This is a genomic window from Streptomyces sp. NPDC039465 (genome assembly GCF_055639315.1).
This window is the reverse complement of record NZ_JBVKAP010000006.1, coordinates 331,501-347,214: the sequence shown is the minus strand read 5'-3', so window position 1 is coordinate 347,214 and position 15,714 is coordinate 331,501. Positions and strand designations below refer to the sequence as shown.

General features: G+C 69.4%; 16 protein-coding genes. 7 read left to right on the top strand and 9 right to left on the bottom strand.

Annotation, left to right across the window (positions count from 1 at the left end):
• Positions 1-78: 78 nt before the first annotated feature.
• The 3 genes from mctP to ACZ7LT_RS21950 all read right to left on the bottom strand — a co-directional run bounded on the left by mctP (position 79) and on the right by ACZ7LT_RS21950 (position 2,940).
• Positions 79-1,707: a monocarboxylate uptake permease MctP gene (mctP, locus tag ACZ7LT_RS21960; protein ID WP_471237746.1), complete on the bottom strand. Its 1,629-nt coding sequence runs from the start codon at positions 1,705-1,707 to the stop codon at positions 79-81.
• Positions 1,704-1,958, bottom strand: a complete 255-nt coding sequence (locus ACZ7LT_RS21955; RefSeq protein ID WP_471237745.1) for a DUF3311 domain-containing protein — start codon at positions 1,956-1,958, stop codon at positions 1,704-1,706. Before ACZ7LT_RS21955 ends, mctP begins: the two co-directional genes overlap by 4 nt.
• Before the next feature lie 217 nt (positions 1,959-2,175).
• The gene (locus tag ACZ7LT_RS21950) at positions 2,176-2,940 is read right to left on the bottom strand and encodes a GntR family transcriptional regulator (protein WP_471237744.1); all 765 of its coding nucleotides are present in this window, start codon (positions 2,938-2,940) and stop codon (positions 2,176-2,178) included.
• Between the two features lie 286 nt (positions 2,941-3,226).
• On the opposite strand from ACZ7LT_RS21950, the gene ACZ7LT_RS21945 reads away from it, so the two are divergent.
• The 4 genes from ACZ7LT_RS21945 to ACZ7LT_RS21930 all read left to right on the top strand — a co-directional run bounded on the left by ACZ7LT_RS21945 (position 3,227) and on the right by ACZ7LT_RS21930 (position 8,063).
• Positions 3,227-4,510, top strand: coding sequence for an extracellular solute-binding protein (locus ACZ7LT_RS21945; protein WP_471237743.1), 1,284 nt, complete (start codon positions 3,227-3,229; stop codon positions 4,508-4,510).
• Between the two features lie 129 nt (positions 4,511-4,639).
• Positions 4,640-5,662 (top strand): carbohydrate ABC transporter permease, encoded by a 1,023-nt coding sequence (locus ACZ7LT_RS21940; protein ID WP_471237742.1) that lies wholly within the window; start codon positions 4,640-4,642, stop codon positions 5,660-5,662.
• 35 nt (positions 5,663-5,697) lie between these two features.
• Positions 5,698-6,534, top strand: a complete 837-nt coding sequence (locus tag ACZ7LT_RS21935; protein WP_471237905.1) for a carbohydrate ABC transporter permease — start codon at positions 5,698-5,700, stop codon at positions 6,532-6,534.
• An 8-nt stretch (positions 6,535-6,542) separates the two neighbouring features.
• Positions 6,543-8,063, top strand: a complete 1,521-nt coding sequence (locus ACZ7LT_RS21930; protein WP_471237741.1) for a glycoside hydrolase family 3 protein — start codon at positions 6,543-6,545, stop codon at positions 8,061-8,063.
• A 79-nt stretch (positions 8,064-8,142) separates the two neighbouring features.
• Here ACZ7LT_RS21930 and nagB read toward each other — a convergent pair whose 3' ends face one another.
• Entirely contained in the window at positions 8,143-8,928 is a 786-nt protein-coding gene (nagB, locus tag ACZ7LT_RS21925) for a glucosamine-6-phosphate deaminase (protein WP_471237740.1), read from the bottom strand.
• 221 nt (positions 8,929-9,149) lie between these two features.
• Between nagB and ACZ7LT_RS21920 the strand changes: the two genes are divergently transcribed.
• Together ACZ7LT_RS21920 and ACZ7LT_RS21915 are read left to right on the top strand one after the other, a co-directional pair.
• On the top strand, positions 9,150-9,758 hold the full coding sequence (locus ACZ7LT_RS21920; protein ID WP_471237739.1) for a TetR/AcrR family transcriptional regulator: 609 nt from the start codon (positions 9,150-9,152) through the stop codon (positions 9,756-9,758).
• 320 nt (positions 9,759-10,078) lie between these two features.
• Complete coding sequence (locus ACZ7LT_RS21915; protein WP_471237904.1) at positions 10,079-11,545, top strand: sensor histidine kinase; 1,467 nt, start codon at positions 10,079-10,081, stop codon at positions 11,543-11,545.
• A 164-nt stretch (positions 11,546-11,709) separates the two neighbouring features.
• On the opposite strand, the gene ACZ7LT_RS21910 is transcribed toward ACZ7LT_RS21915, so the two are convergent.
• Together ACZ7LT_RS21910 and ACZ7LT_RS21905 are read right to left on the bottom strand one after the other, a co-directional pair.
• On the bottom strand, positions 11,710-11,967 hold the full coding sequence (locus ACZ7LT_RS21910; protein WP_003953983.1) for a WhiB family transcriptional regulator: 258 nt from the start codon (positions 11,965-11,967) through the stop codon (positions 11,710-11,712).
• Between the two features lie 317 nt (positions 11,968-12,284).
• Positions 12,285-13,253, bottom strand: a complete 969-nt coding sequence (locus ACZ7LT_RS21905) for a diacylglycerol/lipid kinase family protein (protein ID WP_471237738.1) — start codon at positions 13,251-13,253, stop codon at positions 12,285-12,287.
• A gap of 82 nt (positions 13,254-13,335) precedes the next feature.
• On the opposite strand from ACZ7LT_RS21905, the gene ACZ7LT_RS21900 reads away from it, so the two are divergent.
• A complete protein-coding gene (locus ACZ7LT_RS21900) occupies positions 13,336-13,767 on the top strand; it encodes a hypothetical protein (RefSeq protein ID WP_471237737.1) in 432 nt (143 codons plus the stop codon).
• 18 nt (positions 13,768-13,785) lie between these two features.
• Here ACZ7LT_RS21900 and ACZ7LT_RS21895 read toward each other — a convergent pair whose 3' ends face one another.
• The 3 genes from ACZ7LT_RS21895 to ACZ7LT_RS21885 form a co-directional block, all read right to left on the bottom strand.
• Entirely contained in the window at positions 13,786-14,754 is a 969-nt protein-coding gene (locus tag ACZ7LT_RS21895; protein ID WP_471237736.1) for an RNA polymerase sigma factor SigF, read from the bottom strand.
• Positions 14,751-15,164: an ATP-binding protein gene (locus ACZ7LT_RS21890; RefSeq protein ID WP_015036094.1), complete on the bottom strand. Its 414-nt coding sequence runs from the start codon at positions 15,162-15,164 to the stop codon at positions 14,751-14,753. Before ACZ7LT_RS21890 ends, ACZ7LT_RS21895 begins: the two co-directional genes overlap by 4 nt.
• Positions 15,165-15,453: 289 nt before the next feature.
• Positions 15,454-15,714, bottom strand: a complete 261-nt coding sequence (locus ACZ7LT_RS21885; protein WP_471237735.1) for a UBP-type zinc finger domain-containing protein — start codon at positions 15,712-15,714, stop codon at positions 15,454-15,456.

The following is a 15,714-nucleotide window of genomic DNA, read 5'->3' as shown; positions in this document are numbered from 1 at the left end:
GAATCGCCGCGCACACGCGACGAGGGCCGCCGGGCGCTCCGCGAAGGAACACCCGACGGCCCTCGGGAGGCCGGGAGGTCAGTGCGCCGAGCCGGCCGTCGCCGGAGGCAGCTCCGTCTTGACGCCCGGGTCGCCCGCGTCCGCGGTGTAGTCGGACGGGGAGGTCTCGTCGACGCCCTCGGGCGCCTTGGCCGCCCGCAGCACGAAGGTGAGCACGACCGTCACGACGACATTCAGGACGAACGCGGTCAGACCGATGTAGCCGATCTCGCCGATGCCGGGGATCTCGGCCGACGAGCCGCCGAAGTGCTTCTGCGTCGGACTCGCGACCCCGTACGCCGCCGCGGTGCCGTAGACCATGCCGACCGCCCAGCCGGCCAGCAGCGCCCAGCGGTGGAACCAGCGGGTGAACAGGCCGCCCACCAGCGCCGGGAAGGTCTGGAGGATCCAGATGCCGCCGAGGAGCTGGAAGTTGATGGCGACGGTCTTGTCCATGGTGAGGACGAAGGCCAGCGCGCCCACCTTCACCAGCAGCGACACCAGCTTGGAGACCTTGGTCTCCTGCGCCGGCGTGGCGTCCGGCTTCAGGAAGTCCTTGTAGATGTTGCGGGTGAAGAGGTTCGCGGCCGCGATCGACATGATCGCCGCCGGGACCAGCGCGCCGATGCCGATGGCGGCGAAGGCGATGCCCGTGAACCAGTCCGGGAACATGTTCTCGAACAGCTGCGGGATGGCCAGCTGACCGTTCTTCACCTTCACACCCGCGGCGATCGCCATGAAGCCGAGCAGCGCCAGCAGGCCCAGCATCAGCGAGTAGAGCGGCAGGATCGTGGTGTTGCGGCGGATGACTTCACGGCTGCGCGAGGAGAGCGTCGCCGTGATCGAGTGCGGGTACATGAAGAGCGCGAGCGCGGAGCCCAGCGCGAGGGTGGCGTACCCCCACTGGCCCATCTCCCCGGGCACGAGCGCCCCGCGCGGCTTGTCGGTCGCGGGGTTGATCTGCGCGTACGCCTCACCGGCCTTGGCGAAGATCTCGTCGAAGCCGCCGAGCTTGATCGGGATGTAGATGATCGCCACCGCGATGACGATGTAGATCAGCGTGTCCTTGACGAAGGCGATCAGCGCGGGGGCCCGCAGGCCGGAGGAGTAGGTGTAGGCCGCGAGCACACCGAAGGCGATCAGCAGCGGCAGGTCCTTGATGAACCAGTGGGTGGTCTCGCCGCCGCCCACGCCCATCACGTCCAGGACGGCCTGGATGCCGACGAGCTGGAGGGCGATGTACGGCATGGTGGCGAGCAGGCCGGTGACGGCGACCGCCAGCGACAGGCCCTTGGAGCCGAAGCGGCCCCGGACGAAGTCGGAGGTGGTGACGTACCCGTGCTTGTGCGACACCGACCAGAGCCGGGGCAGGAAGGTGAAGATCAGCGGGTACACCAGGATCGTGTACGGGACGGCGAAGAAGCCCGCCGCGCCCGCCGCGTAGATCGCCGCCGGGACGGCGACGAAGGTGTACGCGGTGTAGAGGTCGCCGCCGAGCAGGAACCAGGTCACCCAGGTGCCGAACGAGCGGCCGCCGAGGCCCCATTCGTCGAGGCTGTTCTCGTTCTCCGCCCGGCGCCAGCGCGAGGCGAGGAATCCCATGACCGTGACGGCCAGGAAGAAGAAGATGAAGACGGCGAGTGCGACGCCGTTCACGCCGTCCTTCACTTCGACGCACCTTCCTTGCGGGCGCGCTGGTCACGCTGCCACAGCTTGTACGCGACCATCGTCAAAGCGGTCGAGATCAGGACCCAGGCCATCTGGTACCAGTAGAAGAACGGCATGCCGATGAAGGCCGGCTCGGTCTTCGCGTACGAGCTCACCCAGAGCATGGCCACGAACGGTGCGATGAGGCACAGCGCCACCACGACGCGCAAAGGCGTGATGGTCGGCGGTTTTCCTTGCGTCTCTTCCGACATACGGCGATACCGTCCCCTCCGCTGATCACCTGCGTAATGCGCAGGAAATCTAGGGGACTGTTTCGGTCTATGGAACCCCCGTCCGAATAACGGACGAGTGTCGATCTGACCGCCGGCCCTGGACATACCGGTGCCCCGGCACTCCTCACGGATGTGCCGGGGCACCGGTTCACCGAATTACCAGGCTTTTCTCAGCCGTTCGGGCCAGTCCTTCGGGTCAGCCGTTCGGCCGCTGCAGGCGGGCGACGAACTTGTAGCGGTCGCCGCGGTAGACGGAGCGCACCCACTCCACCGGCTCGCCGTTCTCGTCCCGCGAGTGCCGGGAGAGCATCAGCATCGGCAGGCCGACGTCCGTGCCGAGCAGGCCCGCCTCGCGCGGGGTGGCGAGCGAGGTCTCGATCGTCTCCTCGGCCTCGGCGAGGTGGACGTCGTACACCTCCGCCAGCGCCGTGTAGAGAGAGGTGTACTTCACCAGCGACCGGCGCAGGGCCGGGAAGCGCTTGGCGGACAGATGGGTCGTCTCGATGGCCATCGGTTCGCCGCTGGCCAGCCGCAGCCGCTCGATCCGCAGCACCCGCCCGCCCGCGCTGATGTCGAGCAGCCCGGCGAGCGTGTCGTCGGCCGTGACGTACCCGATGTCCAGCAACTGGGAGGTCGGCTCCAGGCCCTGGGCGCGCATGTCCTCGGTGTACGAGGTGAGCTGGAGCGCCTGGGAGACCTTCGGCTTGGCGACGAACGTGCCCTTGCCCTGGATGCGCTCCAGGCGGCCCTCGACGACCAGCTCCTGGAGGGCCTGGCGCACGGTGGTGCGCGAGGTGTCGAACTCGGCCGCGAGGGTGCGCTCCGGCGGCACCGGGGTGCCGGGCGGAAGCGTCTCCGTCATGTCGAGCAAATGCCTCTTGAGCCGGTAGTACTTGGGCACGCGCGCGGTACGGGTGGTGGCCCCGCCCTCGTTCTCCGTACTGCCCCCGTCCGTGGCCATGGCCTGCCTTCCCGACTCCTGTGCTGTTGCCGTCACCGGCTCCTCCGTCTGCTGCGGCTCACATGGTGGCACGGACCGGTCACGGGTCGTCGCCCCTCCTCAGGTGTCGGTCCGATAACGGACCCGACTGCCCTTCTTATACACCCTTGACACCCCTAAAGGTCTAGGCCAAGCTCCCGGTACTGGTCTAAACCATTAAAGGCCAGGTCCCAGCCCCAACGAGCATGACGAGGCGTATGACTTCGCGCGGTGGGCAGGGGTTGCAGGCATCCCTGAGGAGGGTGGCGTGAAGCGCAAGCTCATCGCGGCGATCGGCGTCGCGGGCATGATGGTCGGCATTGCCGCGTGCGGCTCCGAGGACGGCAAGGGCGGGACGGACGCGTCGGGCAACAAGACCCTGACCGTCTGGGTGATGGACGGCTCGGCCCCGGACGCGTGGATGGCCGAGGTCACCAAGGAGTTCGAGGCCAAGCACAAGGGCGTCAAGGTCAAGGTCGAGAAGCAGCAGTGGAACGGCATCCAGGAGAAGGTCACCACGGCCCTCTCCGAGGACACCCCGCCGGACGTCGTCGAGCTCGGTAACACCCAGACCGCGGGCTACGCCGCCACCGGCGGCCTCGCCGACCTCACCGGCGACAAGGCCAAGCTCGGCCACGACGCCTGGAACAAGGGCATGCTCGCCTCCAACGAGCTGGACGGCAAGCTCTACTCCGCCCCCTGGTACGCCGCCAACCGTGTCGTCATCTACGACAAGGCCGCCTTCAAGAAGGCCGGTGTCACGCCGCCCAAGACCCGCCAGGAGTGGATCGACGGCCTCAAGAAGCTCAAGGCCTCCGACCCGAAGACCCAGCCGATCTACCTGCCCGGCCAGAGCTGGTACGTCTACGCCGGCTTCGTCTGGGACGAGGGCAGCGACCTCGCGGTCAAGGACGGCGACAAGTGGAAGGGCAACCTGTCCTCCTCCGAGGCCGCCGCCGCGATGAACTTCTACAAGGAGCTGCAGTCGTACTCGACCGCTCCGAAGGACAAGGACGAGGCCACCCCGCAGCAGTCCACCGACATCGTCCCCAAGGGCGGCGTGGCGTCCTGGATCGGTCTCGGCTGGGAGGCCGGCGGCGCGATCGACGCCATGAAGAAGGCCGGCAAGACCGCGGACTTCGGCTACTTCCCGATCCCGGGCAAGACCGCCGACAAGCCCGGCTCCGTCTTCTTCGGCGGCTCGAACCTCGCCGTCGCCGAGCGGTCCAAGAACAAGGACCTCGCCAAGGAGTGGCTGGCCCTGGCGGCCGGCAAGCAGCAGATGACGGCGTACGCCAAGGCCACCGAGGGCGGTCTGCTCCCGAACACCGACGCCGCGCAGTTCAAGCCCGCCGCGGGCTCCTTCGCCGAGGCGATGGCCAAGGCCTCCTCCGTCGGCAAGATCACCCCGGTCACCCCGGGCTGGGCGAACGTCGAGACCGCCCCGAACCCGATCAAGGACTACATGACCAAGGTCCTGAAGGGCGAGGACCCGAAGAAGGCCGGCGAGGCCGCCGACAAGGTCATCACCGAGCGCGTCAACCAGCAGTAGCAGGAGACGCCCGGGGGCGCGGCGGGAGTTCCGGCCGCGCCCCCGGGCCACCGCAGTGAACAGCGGCCCGCTCTCCGCGGGCCGCGCCCCGGTGGGCGCGGGAGCCCCAGAACCGCGAGGAATAAGACCATGACCGTGGACTCCCAGGGAACGGCGACGGCCGCTCCTGTGGACGCGCCCGGGAGGGCGGCAGGGAAGTCGAAGACTCCGCCACCCCCTTCCGGCCCGAAGGAAGTCCTTCAGCCCCCGCGCGGCAGACGCTCCCTGCCCGGCGGGCTGCTGCCGTACCTGCTTGTCGCGCCCGCCCTGCTGTCCATGGCGGTGCTGCTGCTCTACCCGCTGATCCGCAATGTGATCCTCTCCTTCCAGCAGGTCAACAAGCGCGAGATGATCACGCGCGAGACCGTCTGGATCGGCTTCGAGAACTACACCAAGCTGCTGGGTGACGCCGACTTCTGGGGCGTGGTCGTCCGCAGCGTCGGCTTCACGGCCGCGAACGTCGTCCTCATCATGAGCCTCGGCACCCTGATCGGTCTGCTCCTCAACCGGCTCGGCAAGAAGATGCGGCTGGTCCTGTCCCTGGCGCTGATGTTCGCCTGGGCCATGCCGATCGTCGCCTCCGTCACCGTCTTCAAGTGGCTCTTCGACGAGCAGTTCGGCGTCGTCAACTGGCTGATGCGTACGCTCGGCTTCGCCGGCTACGAGCAGCACAACTGGTTCGAGACCGGCTTCTCCACCCTCGTCATCGTGATGATCCTGCTCGTCTGGGGCTCGATCCCGTTCGTCGCCCTGAACATGTACGCCGGTCTGACCACCGTCGGCACCGAGCTCTACGAGGCCGCCCGGATGGACGGCGCGAGCGGCTGGCGGACCTTCTGGTCCGTGGTCTTCCCCAACCTCAAGCCGTTCTTCCTGATCACCACGTTCCTCGAAGTCATCTGGATCTTCAAGGCGTTCGCGCAGGTGTACGCCATGAACCTGGGCGGCCCCGACCGCGGCTCCGAGACGCTCCCCGTCTACGCCTACATCGAGGGCCTCGGCCAGCAGCACTACGGCCTCGCCGCGGCGATCTCCATCCTCACCATCCTGATGCTGATCGCGGCCATGTCCTTCTACTTCCGTCTGATCCTGAAGCAGGAGGAGGAGAGTTGAGCACCCTCACCCGCACGCCGCGGCCCGCACAGACCCTGCGTACGAGGAAGCCCCTGCGCATCGGGGCCGTCGCCAAGAACGTCACGGCCCTCGTCCTCGCCGTGCTCTTCGTCTTCCCGGTCTACTGGATGTTCTCGTCCTCGCTGAAGCCGCAGAGCGAGATCCTGACCAAGGACCCGGTCTTCCTCTTCACCCCGACGACGGAGAACTACACCACGGCCACCGGCGTCGACCTCTTCTGGACCTATGTGACCAACAGCCTGCTGGTCACCGTCGGCGCGGTGCTCCTCGCGCTGGTCGTCGCCCTGGCCGCCAGCTTCGCCATCGCCCGGATGAGGTTCAAGGGCCGCAAGGGCCTCGTACTGACCGTGATGATGGCGCAGATGGCCCCCTGGGAGGTCATGGTCATCGCGATGTACATGATCGCCCGCGACGGTGACATGCTGAACAGCATCCCGCTGCTCACCCTCATCTACTTCGTGATGGTGCTGCCCTTCACCATCTGGACCCTGCGCGGCTTCATCGCCGCCGTACCGGTCGAGCTGGAGGAGGCCGCGCAGATCGACGGATGCACCCGCGGCCAGGCCTTCCGCAAGGTGATCTTCCCGCTGCTCGCGCCCGGTCTGATGTCCACCTCGCTCTTCGGCTTCATCACCGCCTGGAACGAGTTCGCGATGGTCCTGGTCCTGAACAAGGACAAGGAGGCGCAGACCCTGACGCTCTGGCTCACCCAGTTCCAGACCGCCTTCGGCAGCGACTGGGGCGCCACCATGGCCGCCTCCACGCTCTTCGCCCTCCCCGTGCTCATCGTCTTCGTCTTCCTCCAGCGCCGGGCCGTCGGCGGTATGACCGCCGGCGCCGTGAAGGGATAACGCGCCCCATGACGACGCTCGTATCCGGCACCAGCACCCTCACCCGGGACGCCCTGACCGTCCTGCAGCCCGGCTTCGTCGGCACCACCGCACCGGACTGGCTGCTGCGCCGCATTGGTGAAGGCCTCTCCTCGGTCGGACTGTTCGGCCGCAACATCGCCACGCCCGAGCAGCTCGCCGCGCTCACCGCCCGGCTGCGGGCGGAGCGGGACGACGTCCTGGTCGCCATCGACGAGGAGGGCGGTGACGTCACCCGCCTGGAGGTGCGCGACGGCTCCTCCTTCCCCGGCAACTACGCCCTCGGCTCGGTCGACGACGTGGAGCTGACCCGGGCCGTCGCCCATGAGCTGGGCCGCCGGCTCGCCGCCTGCGGGGTCGACCTGAACTGGGCACCTTCCGCCGATGTCAACTCGAACCCTGACAATCCGGTCATCGGGGTGCGATCCTTCGGCCCGGGCACCGATCTGGTGGCCCGTCACACCGTCGCGTACGTCGAAGGCCTCCAGGCCGCCGGTGTCGCCGCCTGCACCAAGCACTTCCCCGGGCACGGCGACACCAATGTCGACTCGCACCACGCGATGCCCCGGATCGATGTGGACCTCGACACACTGCACGCCCGTGAGCTGGTGCCTTTCCGCGCGGCTGTCGCGGCGGGTTCCAAAGCGGTGATGAGCGCGCATATCCTGCTGCCCGCGCTCGACCCGCACCGCCCGGCCACCCTGAGCCCGCAGATCCTCACCGGTCTGCTCCGCCAGGAACTGGGCTTCAACGGGCTCATCGTCACCGACGGCATGGAGATGCAGGCCATCTCGGCGGTGTACGGCATCGAGCGCGGCTCCGTCCTCGCGATCGCCGCGGGTGCCGACGCCATCTGCGTCGGCGGCGGCCTGGCCGACGAGGACACCGTTCTGCGCCTGCGCGACGCGCTGGTCAAGGCGGTGAGGACCGGCGAACTGTCCGAGGAGCGGCTGGCCGACGCGGCGGCGCGGGTGCGCGCCCTCGCGTCCTGGACCCAGGCGCACCGGGCCAGGGGGGCTGTTCCGGAGCCGGGCGCGGCAACGCAGGAGGGGACCGCGCCCGGCACCGACATCGGTCTGGTGGCCGCCCGCCGCGCGGTGAAGGTGACGGCCGCGAAGCTGCCGTACGAGCCGCTCACCACCGCCCCCTACGTGGCCTCCCTCACGCCCGTCGCCAACATCGCGGTCGGCGACGAGACGCCCTGGGGCGTCGCGGCCGAGCTGGCGAGGCTGCTGCCGGGCACGCTCACCGGCACGTACGGCGAGGGCGCCACCGCCGAGGTCGTGCTCGCGGCGGCGGGGGACCGCCGGATCGTGGCCGTCGTCCGGGACGTCCACCGCCACCCCTGGATGGAGCGCGCCCTGGACGCCCTGGTCGCCGCCCGCCCCGGGACCGTCGTCGTCGAGATGGGCATCGACCGGGCCGAGCCCCGCGGCGCCCTGCACATCGCCACCCGAGGCGCGGCCCGGGTCTGCGGGATCGCCGCCGCCGAGATCGTCACCGGCGCCTGACGGTGCCCGTCCGCCACCGCCAAGGGCCGGCACCCCGCACGGGGCGCCGGCCCTTGGCCGTACGTCGTCCTGGACGGTCCTAGATGCCCTGCCAGGCGGGCTTGTTCGCGTAGGTGTGCCGGAAGTAGTCGGCGTGCTTGAGCTTCGAGGCGGCGGCCTCGTCCACCACCACCGTGGCGTGCGGGTGCAGCTGGAGCGCGGAGGCCGGCACGATCGCGGCGACCGGGCCCTCTATGGTCTGCGCCACGGCCTCCGCCTTGCCCTCGCCGGTGGCGAGCAGCACCAGGTGGCGCGCCTCCAGGATGGTGCCGATGCCCTGGGTGATGACGTGGTGCGGCACCTGCTCGATGTCGTTGTCGAAGAAGCGCGCGTTGTCGATCCGGGTCTGCTCGGTCAGCGTCTTGATCCGGGTGCGCGAGGCGAGCGAGGAGTACGGCTCGTTGAAACCGATGTGCCCGTCGGTGCCGATGCCCAGGATCTGCAGGTCCACGCCGCCGGCCTCGGCCAGCTGACGGTCGTACGCCTCGCAGGCGGCCTGGACGTCCTCGGCGGAGCCGTCGGGACCCATGAAGGAGGACTCGGGCAGCCCGAGGGGCTGGACGACCTGGCGCAGCACGGTCGAGCGGTAGGACTCGGGGTGGCCGGCCGGCAGCCCCACGTACTCGTCGAGCTGGGCGATGCGGGCGCGGGAGGCGTCCACCGCGCCGGAGCGGACCTGGGAGATCAGAGCGTCGTAGATGGGCAGCGGAGTCGAGCCGGTGGCCACGCCGAGCAGGGCGTCGGGCTTGCGGCGCAGAAGGCCGGCGATGCCCTCGGCGATGAGCTCGCCGCCTGCCTTGGCGTCCGGAACGATGACAACTTCCACGCTGGGCCTGCCGATCTGAAAAGAGTCTCGTGTGGTATAGACCAATCTAGCAGAAGGGAGCCCGCCGGGGCGGGTGCTTGTTCGAGCCCCGGGCCCGGCATCACGGGGCCCCGCCGACGGGTGCGCGCACCTCCATGGTCGGCCGGGCGGACGGGGCCAGCCACCGGGAGACCGCTCCAGCGCGGCCCCTTTTCTCTAGTGGTCCTTATAAAATGGCGGGCATGGCGACCAAACAGCGCGGCCGGCCCCGCTCCTTCGACCGCGACGCGGCCCTCGACAAGGCGACGATGGTCTTCTGGGAACACGGCTACGAGACGACTTCGGTCGCCGACCTCACCCGCGCGATCGGCATCGGCGCACCCAGCCTCTACGCCGCCTTCGGCGACAAGAAGGCGCTGTTCGCCGAGGTCGTCGAGGCCTACGCCACGCGGTACGGCTCCTTCGGCGGCCGCGCCCTGGCCGAGGAGCCGACCGCCCGCGCCGGCATGGCCCGGCTGCTGCGCGAGTCCGCCGCCGAGTACACCGACCCGGCGCACCCCTTCGGCTGCCTCATGATCGCCGCGGCGGTCAACTGCGGCACCCCCGAGGTCGAGCACGCGCTGCGCGAGCGGCGGCAGGCCACGCTCGACGCCTTCGAGGCCCGGATCCGCGCGGACATCGCGGCGGGCGTCCTGCCACCGTCCACGGACGCCCGCGCCCTCGCCCGCTTCAGCGGCGGTGTGATGCAGGGCATGTCCCAGCAGGCGCGGGACGGCGCCACCAGGGAGGAGCTGGAGGCCATGGCGGAGATCGCGATGCGGGCCTGGCCCCAGGGCGCCCCGACCCCCTGAAAACACCCGCGGGCCGCGGCGCCAGGACGGGACCCTCAACCCGTCCGGCACCGCAGCCCGGAGCAGCAGGCCGGGGGTGTGCGGTCCCTCGGCCGTGTGGGAGGTCTCGACGCAGTCAGGGCAGAGAGCGTCGGGTACCTCGTTCCACCCTCCTGTGCGGGGAGGGCGGAAGCTTGACTATTTCATTGTGGACTAGACCATTCTTGTCTGTCCATCCATCGGAACACGGTGGTTCCCGGCCCATCCTCCAACACGAAGGGCCTGAGATCCAGGTTCACCGCCCCTGAATTCCTGGAGGTACGCTCGCACACGTGCCCTCCATGAACGACCTCGTACGCCAGCACACCGCCCTGAGTGAGTCCGACCTCGAGTGGCTTCATCTGCTGGTCTCGGAGTGGCAGCTGCTCTCCGACCTCTCCTTCGCCGACCTGGTCCTGTGGGTGCCCACCCTCGACGGCACCCGCTACGTCTCGGTCGCCCAGATGCGGCCCAACACCGGCCCCACCTCCTATCAGGACGACATGGTGGGCCATCTCGTTCCACGTGGCCGCCGTCCGTTGCTCGACGCCGCGCTCGACGAGGGCCGGATCGTGCGCGAGGGCGACCCGGAGTGGCGCGAGGAGGTGCCCGTACGGGTCGAGTCCATCCCCGTACGCCGCGAGGGCCGGGTCCTCGGCGTGATCGCACGCAACACCAATCTGCTCACTGTCCGTACACCTTCGCGGCTGGAGCTCACCTATCTCCAGTCCGCGTCCGACCTCGCCCAGATGATCGCGGCCGGTGCCTTCCCCTTCCCCGGCCAGCAGGTCGACATGGACGCCTCCCCGCGCGCCGGCGACGGCCTGATCCGGCTGGACGCCGACGGGGTCGTGCAGTACGCCTCGCCCAACGCGCTCTCCGCCTACCACCGCCTCGGCCTCGCCGCCGATCTCGTCGGCCAGCACCTCGGCCAGATCACGGCCGAACTCGCCCCCTCCCGCGGCCCGGTCGACGAAGCCCTGGTCAAGCTGGCCAGCGGTTACGCCCCCCGGGAGACCGAAGTCGAGGGAAACGGCGGGGTCATCCAGCTGCGCGCCATCCCGCTCAAGCCCAAGGGCACCCGCATCGGCTCGCTCGTCCTGCTCCGTGACGTCACCGAACTCCGGCGGCGCGAGCGCGAGTTGATCACCAAGGACGCCACCATCCGGGAGATCCACCACCGGGTCAAGAACAACCTCCAGACGGTCGCCGCGCTGCTGCGCCTGCAGGCCCGCCGGATGGACTCCGTCCGCGGCCGCGAGGCACTCAACGAGGCGGTCAGGCGCGTCGGTTCGATCGCGATCGTGCACGAGACGCTCTCCCAGAACCTGGACGAGCGGGTCGAGTTCGACGAGATCGCGGACCGCGTCATCTCGATGGTCGCCGAGATCTCGCCGGGGAAGGTGGCCTGCCGGCGCAACGGCCGCTTCGGCATCCTCGACGCCGAGGTCGCCACCCCGCTCTCGATGGTCCTCACCGAGATCCTGCAGAACGCCCTGGAGCACGCCTTCGCCCCCGGTGACGAGGGCACGGTCGAGGTCACGGCCGTCCGCGGCGAGCTCCGCACCGACGCCCGGCTGCTGATCACCGTCCAGGACGACGGCCGCGGACTGCCCGAGGGCTTCGACCCGCAGCGCGCCGGGAACCTCGGTCTGCAGATCGTACGGACCCTGGTGGAAGGGGAGTTGGGCGGCACGTTCGACATGCAGCCCGGCCAGGAGCGGGGCACCCGGGTCGTCCTCGACATCCCCGTCCTGCCGCAGAAGTAGCACGCGGCGTGAAGTAGCACGTGGTGAACAGCAGCGAGCCCCGGACCGTGAGATCACGATCCGGGGCTCGAACGCTGTGGGTTACTGCTGCGCGCTGCGGCTCGGGGGGCGGTGAATGCGTACGCTGTGTACGCGCCGCGGGCTCAGGCTCGTAACGGGGGGCGTCAGGCGCTGGCGTTGCGCGCCCGGTTGCGAGCGGCGCGGCGCTTCATGGCACGGCGCTCGTCCTCGCTGAGGCCACCCCAGACGCCGGAGTCCTGGCCGGACTCGAGCGCCCACTGCAGGCACTGCTCCATGACGGGGCAGCGGCGGCAGACGGCCTTGGCTTCCTCGATCTGCAGCAGCGCAGGACCGGTGTTGCCGATGGGGAAGAACAGCTCGGGGTCTTCCTCACGACAAACGGCGTTGTGACGCCAGTCCATGGCTGCTACCTCTCCTTGGTATTACATGCAGGTTGCTTGTGAATGTGAACGCTTTCACGAATCCCTCCGCAAGGGAAGGGCCGACTGCCAGTTGGACTGGTGTGGTCCTTGAATGAGGAGGGGTTCTGGCTCTCAGTGGAGGCCGGTCTTGCGGGCCGTCCCGATCGCCATGTAGAGATTCGCAAACCTCGGCTGCGGATACAACCCCTTCCGCGAAGTTTTTTTTGATTCCTCGGTGTCGGCTAGGTCACAGCCGTACTTCCATAGGGTGGATGGCAGCCTAAACGTTCGAGTAGAAGGACTTTCGGCCCTTCCACTCACACAATCACACGCAGTGCACGGCGAACGCCTGTGAACGTCACGCTCGTACGCAGCCCGAGGTGGTCTCCGTCCATCTGGAACGGGAGGGGCACCTTCGAATGCAAGGTGAAGTCCGTCAGATCGTGCAGAGTGACTGCATGCTTGCCGTGCGGTCCGCGCTCCGGCGTCGAGGTGAGCAGCTGGGTGGCGTAACGGGCCACCGCGGGGGTCGAAAGCCGCTTCAGTCCGAGCACGTCCAGGGCCGTGTCGAAGGACGCCTCCGGTGACGCGTACACCGGACGATTGCCCAGGTAGGTCCAGGGGGCGGTGTTGCAGACTATGGACACCACAAGGTCCTCGACCGGGTCCTGGTCCGGGCGCTTCAGCGTGATTGTGCCGTGCCGGCGGTGCGGCTCCTCCAGGAAGTGGCGGAGCATCTGCCGGACGTAGAGCGCGTGCGTCGATCTCTTGCCGCGCTCCCGCTGCTGTTCGACCCGGCCGATGACGCCCGCGTCGAAACCGAGCCCGGCGCAGAAGGTGAACCACCGGGAGGGGACGCCCTCGTCCTCGGTGCCCGGCGTGCCGGCCGCGAGCCCGAGGCCCACGGTCCGTTCGCGCCGCTCACGCAGCGCGTCCAGGATCGCGCCGGTCGCCTCCACCGCGTCGTTGGGCAGTCCCAGCGCCCGGGCGAACACGTTCGTCGAACCACCGGGGACCACCGCGAGCAGCGGCAGCCGCTCGGGATCCGGCCCGTGGTGCAACAGACCGTTGACGACCTCGTTGACCGTGCCGTCGCCGCCGAGGGCGACGACCATCTCCACGTCCTTGGCCTCGACGGCCCGCCGGGCGAGGTCCCGGGCATGGCCGCGGTACTCCGTCGTCACGGCCTCCAGCTTCATCTCACTGGCGAGCGCGTGGATCAGTACGTCACGGGTGCGGGCACTGGTGGTGGTTGCTGCCGGATTGACCACAAGAAGTGCGCGCATGGCCGCCAGGGTACCTACCGAGCGGTACCCGAGCCCAGCCCGGTCCGGAACGTGGGCGCCCCGCGACGGCTACCCTGCTGGGGTGAGCAGCACGCAGCAGAACACCCCCGAAACCGCCCCCCGCCCCGCCCGGCTGACCGCCGCGGCGGCCGTGACGGGCCTGGAGGCGCTGGCCCTGTTCGCCGGTGGCGTCTACATCCTGGTGACCGCGCTCACGGGCACTCCCGACGGCCTGACGCAGGCGGTGACCGGCGGCGCGACCCTGATCGCGCTCGGCCTGATCCCGCTCGCGGCCGCGGGCGGGCTGCTGAAGGCCCGCAGCTGGGCGCGCGGACCGGCGATCATCACCCAGATCCTGGCGCTGCCGGTGGCCTGGCAGCTCCTCCAGGCCACCAGCGTCATGATCCCGGCGGGCATCGCCCTCGCCGTGATCGCGGTGACCGGACTGGTGCTGCTGGTGAACCCGGCCACCACCCAGGCGCTGGGGATCAAGGGCCCGGGCGCGGACGCCTAGACCCCCTCTCCTCGCTTCCTACTCCTCGACCAGCAGCTTCTCCCGTAGCTGCGCCAGTGTCCTGGCCAGCAGACGCGAGACGTGCATCTGGGAGATGCCGACCTCCTGCGCGATCTGCGACTGGGTCATGTTGCCGAAGAAGCGCAGCAGCAGGATCCGCTTCTCCCGTGGCGGCAGGTCTTCGAGCAGTGGCTTGAGCGACTCCCGGTACTCGACCCCCTCCAGCGCCTCGTCCTCCGCGCCCAGGGTGTCGGCGACCGCAGGCGACTCGTCGTCGGTGTCGGGGACGTCCAGGGACAGCGTCGAATAGGCGTTGGCCGACTCGAGCCCCTCCAGGACCTCCTCCTCCGAGATGCCCAGCCGCTCGGCCAGCTCGTGGACCGTGGGGGAGCGGCCGTGCTGCTGGGACAGCTCCGCCGTCGCCGTGGTCAGCGACAGCCGCAGCTCCTGCAGACGCCGCGGCACCCGCACCGCCCAGCCCTTGTCGCGGAAGTGGCGCTTGATCTCGCCGACCACCGTCGGGGTCGCGTACGTGGAGAACTCGACCCCGCGCTCCGGGTCGAACCGGTCGACCGACTTGATCAGGCCGATCGTCGCCACCTGGGTCAGATCGTCCAGCGGTTCGCCGCGGTTGCGGAACCGCCGCGCCAGATGCTCGACGAGCGGCAGATGCATCCGTACCAGCTGGTTGCGCAGCTCGGCCTTCTCCGGCGAGCCGTCGGGCAGCTTGCGCAGCTCGATGAACATCGCCCGCGCCCCGCTGCGGTCGTGTGGATCGTGGTGATCGTGGTCGTGTTCCCGCTCGTGCTGCTGCTCGCTCATATGGGCCGCCCGCTCTGCCTGCGCCTGCTCCGTCGCGGCCGAAAGGCCGTCAAGCCCGTTGGGTCCCTCGAACACGTCCGCCGGATGCGGTCGCGCCTGCTGCTCCGGGATGTCAGCCGCCGCGTTCTGCACCTCGTCACGCACCGGACCGTCCCCGTCCCTCACGCCGGACCTGGTCCCGCGCCGCGCTGTTTGTACAGGCTGATCGAGACCGTACGGTCCTCGGCGACGGACGACTCGACCTTGCCGGCCAGTGCGGAGAGCACCGTCCAGGCGAAGGTGTCACGCTCCGGCGCCCGGCCGTCGGTCGTGGGGGCCGACACGGTCACGTCGAGCGAGTCGTCGACCAGCCGGAAGACGCAGCTGAGGACGGAGCCCGGCACGGCCTGCTGGAGCAGGATCGCGCAGGCCTCGTCGACGGCGATGCGCAGGTCCTCGATCTCGTCGAGGGTGAAGTCCAATCGTGCTGCCAGGCCGGCCGTGGCCGTACGCAGCACGGACAGGTAGGCACCCGCAGCGGGCAGCCGGACTTCCACGAAGTCCTGGGTCCCGGGCTCGCCTGCGATCTGGGACACCCTCACCTCCAAGGTGGCACAAGCTCTTTGCACAAGCTCTCATTGGGGCCCGGGGGAGAGATGGTCTCCCCGAGCCGGGCGGGTACGCAGTGGCGCGTAGTCCGCCGTGACGCTATCGCGATCCATGGTGCCGTGTCGCCGGGGGTCCGCGGTGAGCGGAACAGCGACTGTCACTCATGGTAAGGCCATGAGTACGGACAGTGGCTAGGGGTCTGCGCCGCCCAATTGAGAGGAACCGGCTGTCATTTGACCGGGCCGCCGTACCCAGCCGTCAGACGGTACCCACCCCTTACACGATCGAACCGTCCGCGAAGCACCAGCGCCAGCTCTCCCCCCGCTCGAAACTCCGCATCACCGGGTGCCCGGTGGTGTGGAAATGCCCCGTGGCGTGCCGGCCCACCGAGGAGTCGCAGCAGCCGACGTGCCCACAGACCAGGCAGAGCCGCAGCTGCACGGGGTGCGTCCCGTCCGCGGCGCACTCCCGGCAGGTCTCGCTCAGCGGATCGGGCTCGGGGCGCGGCAGTTCGGCAACGTGGACACACTCGCTCAT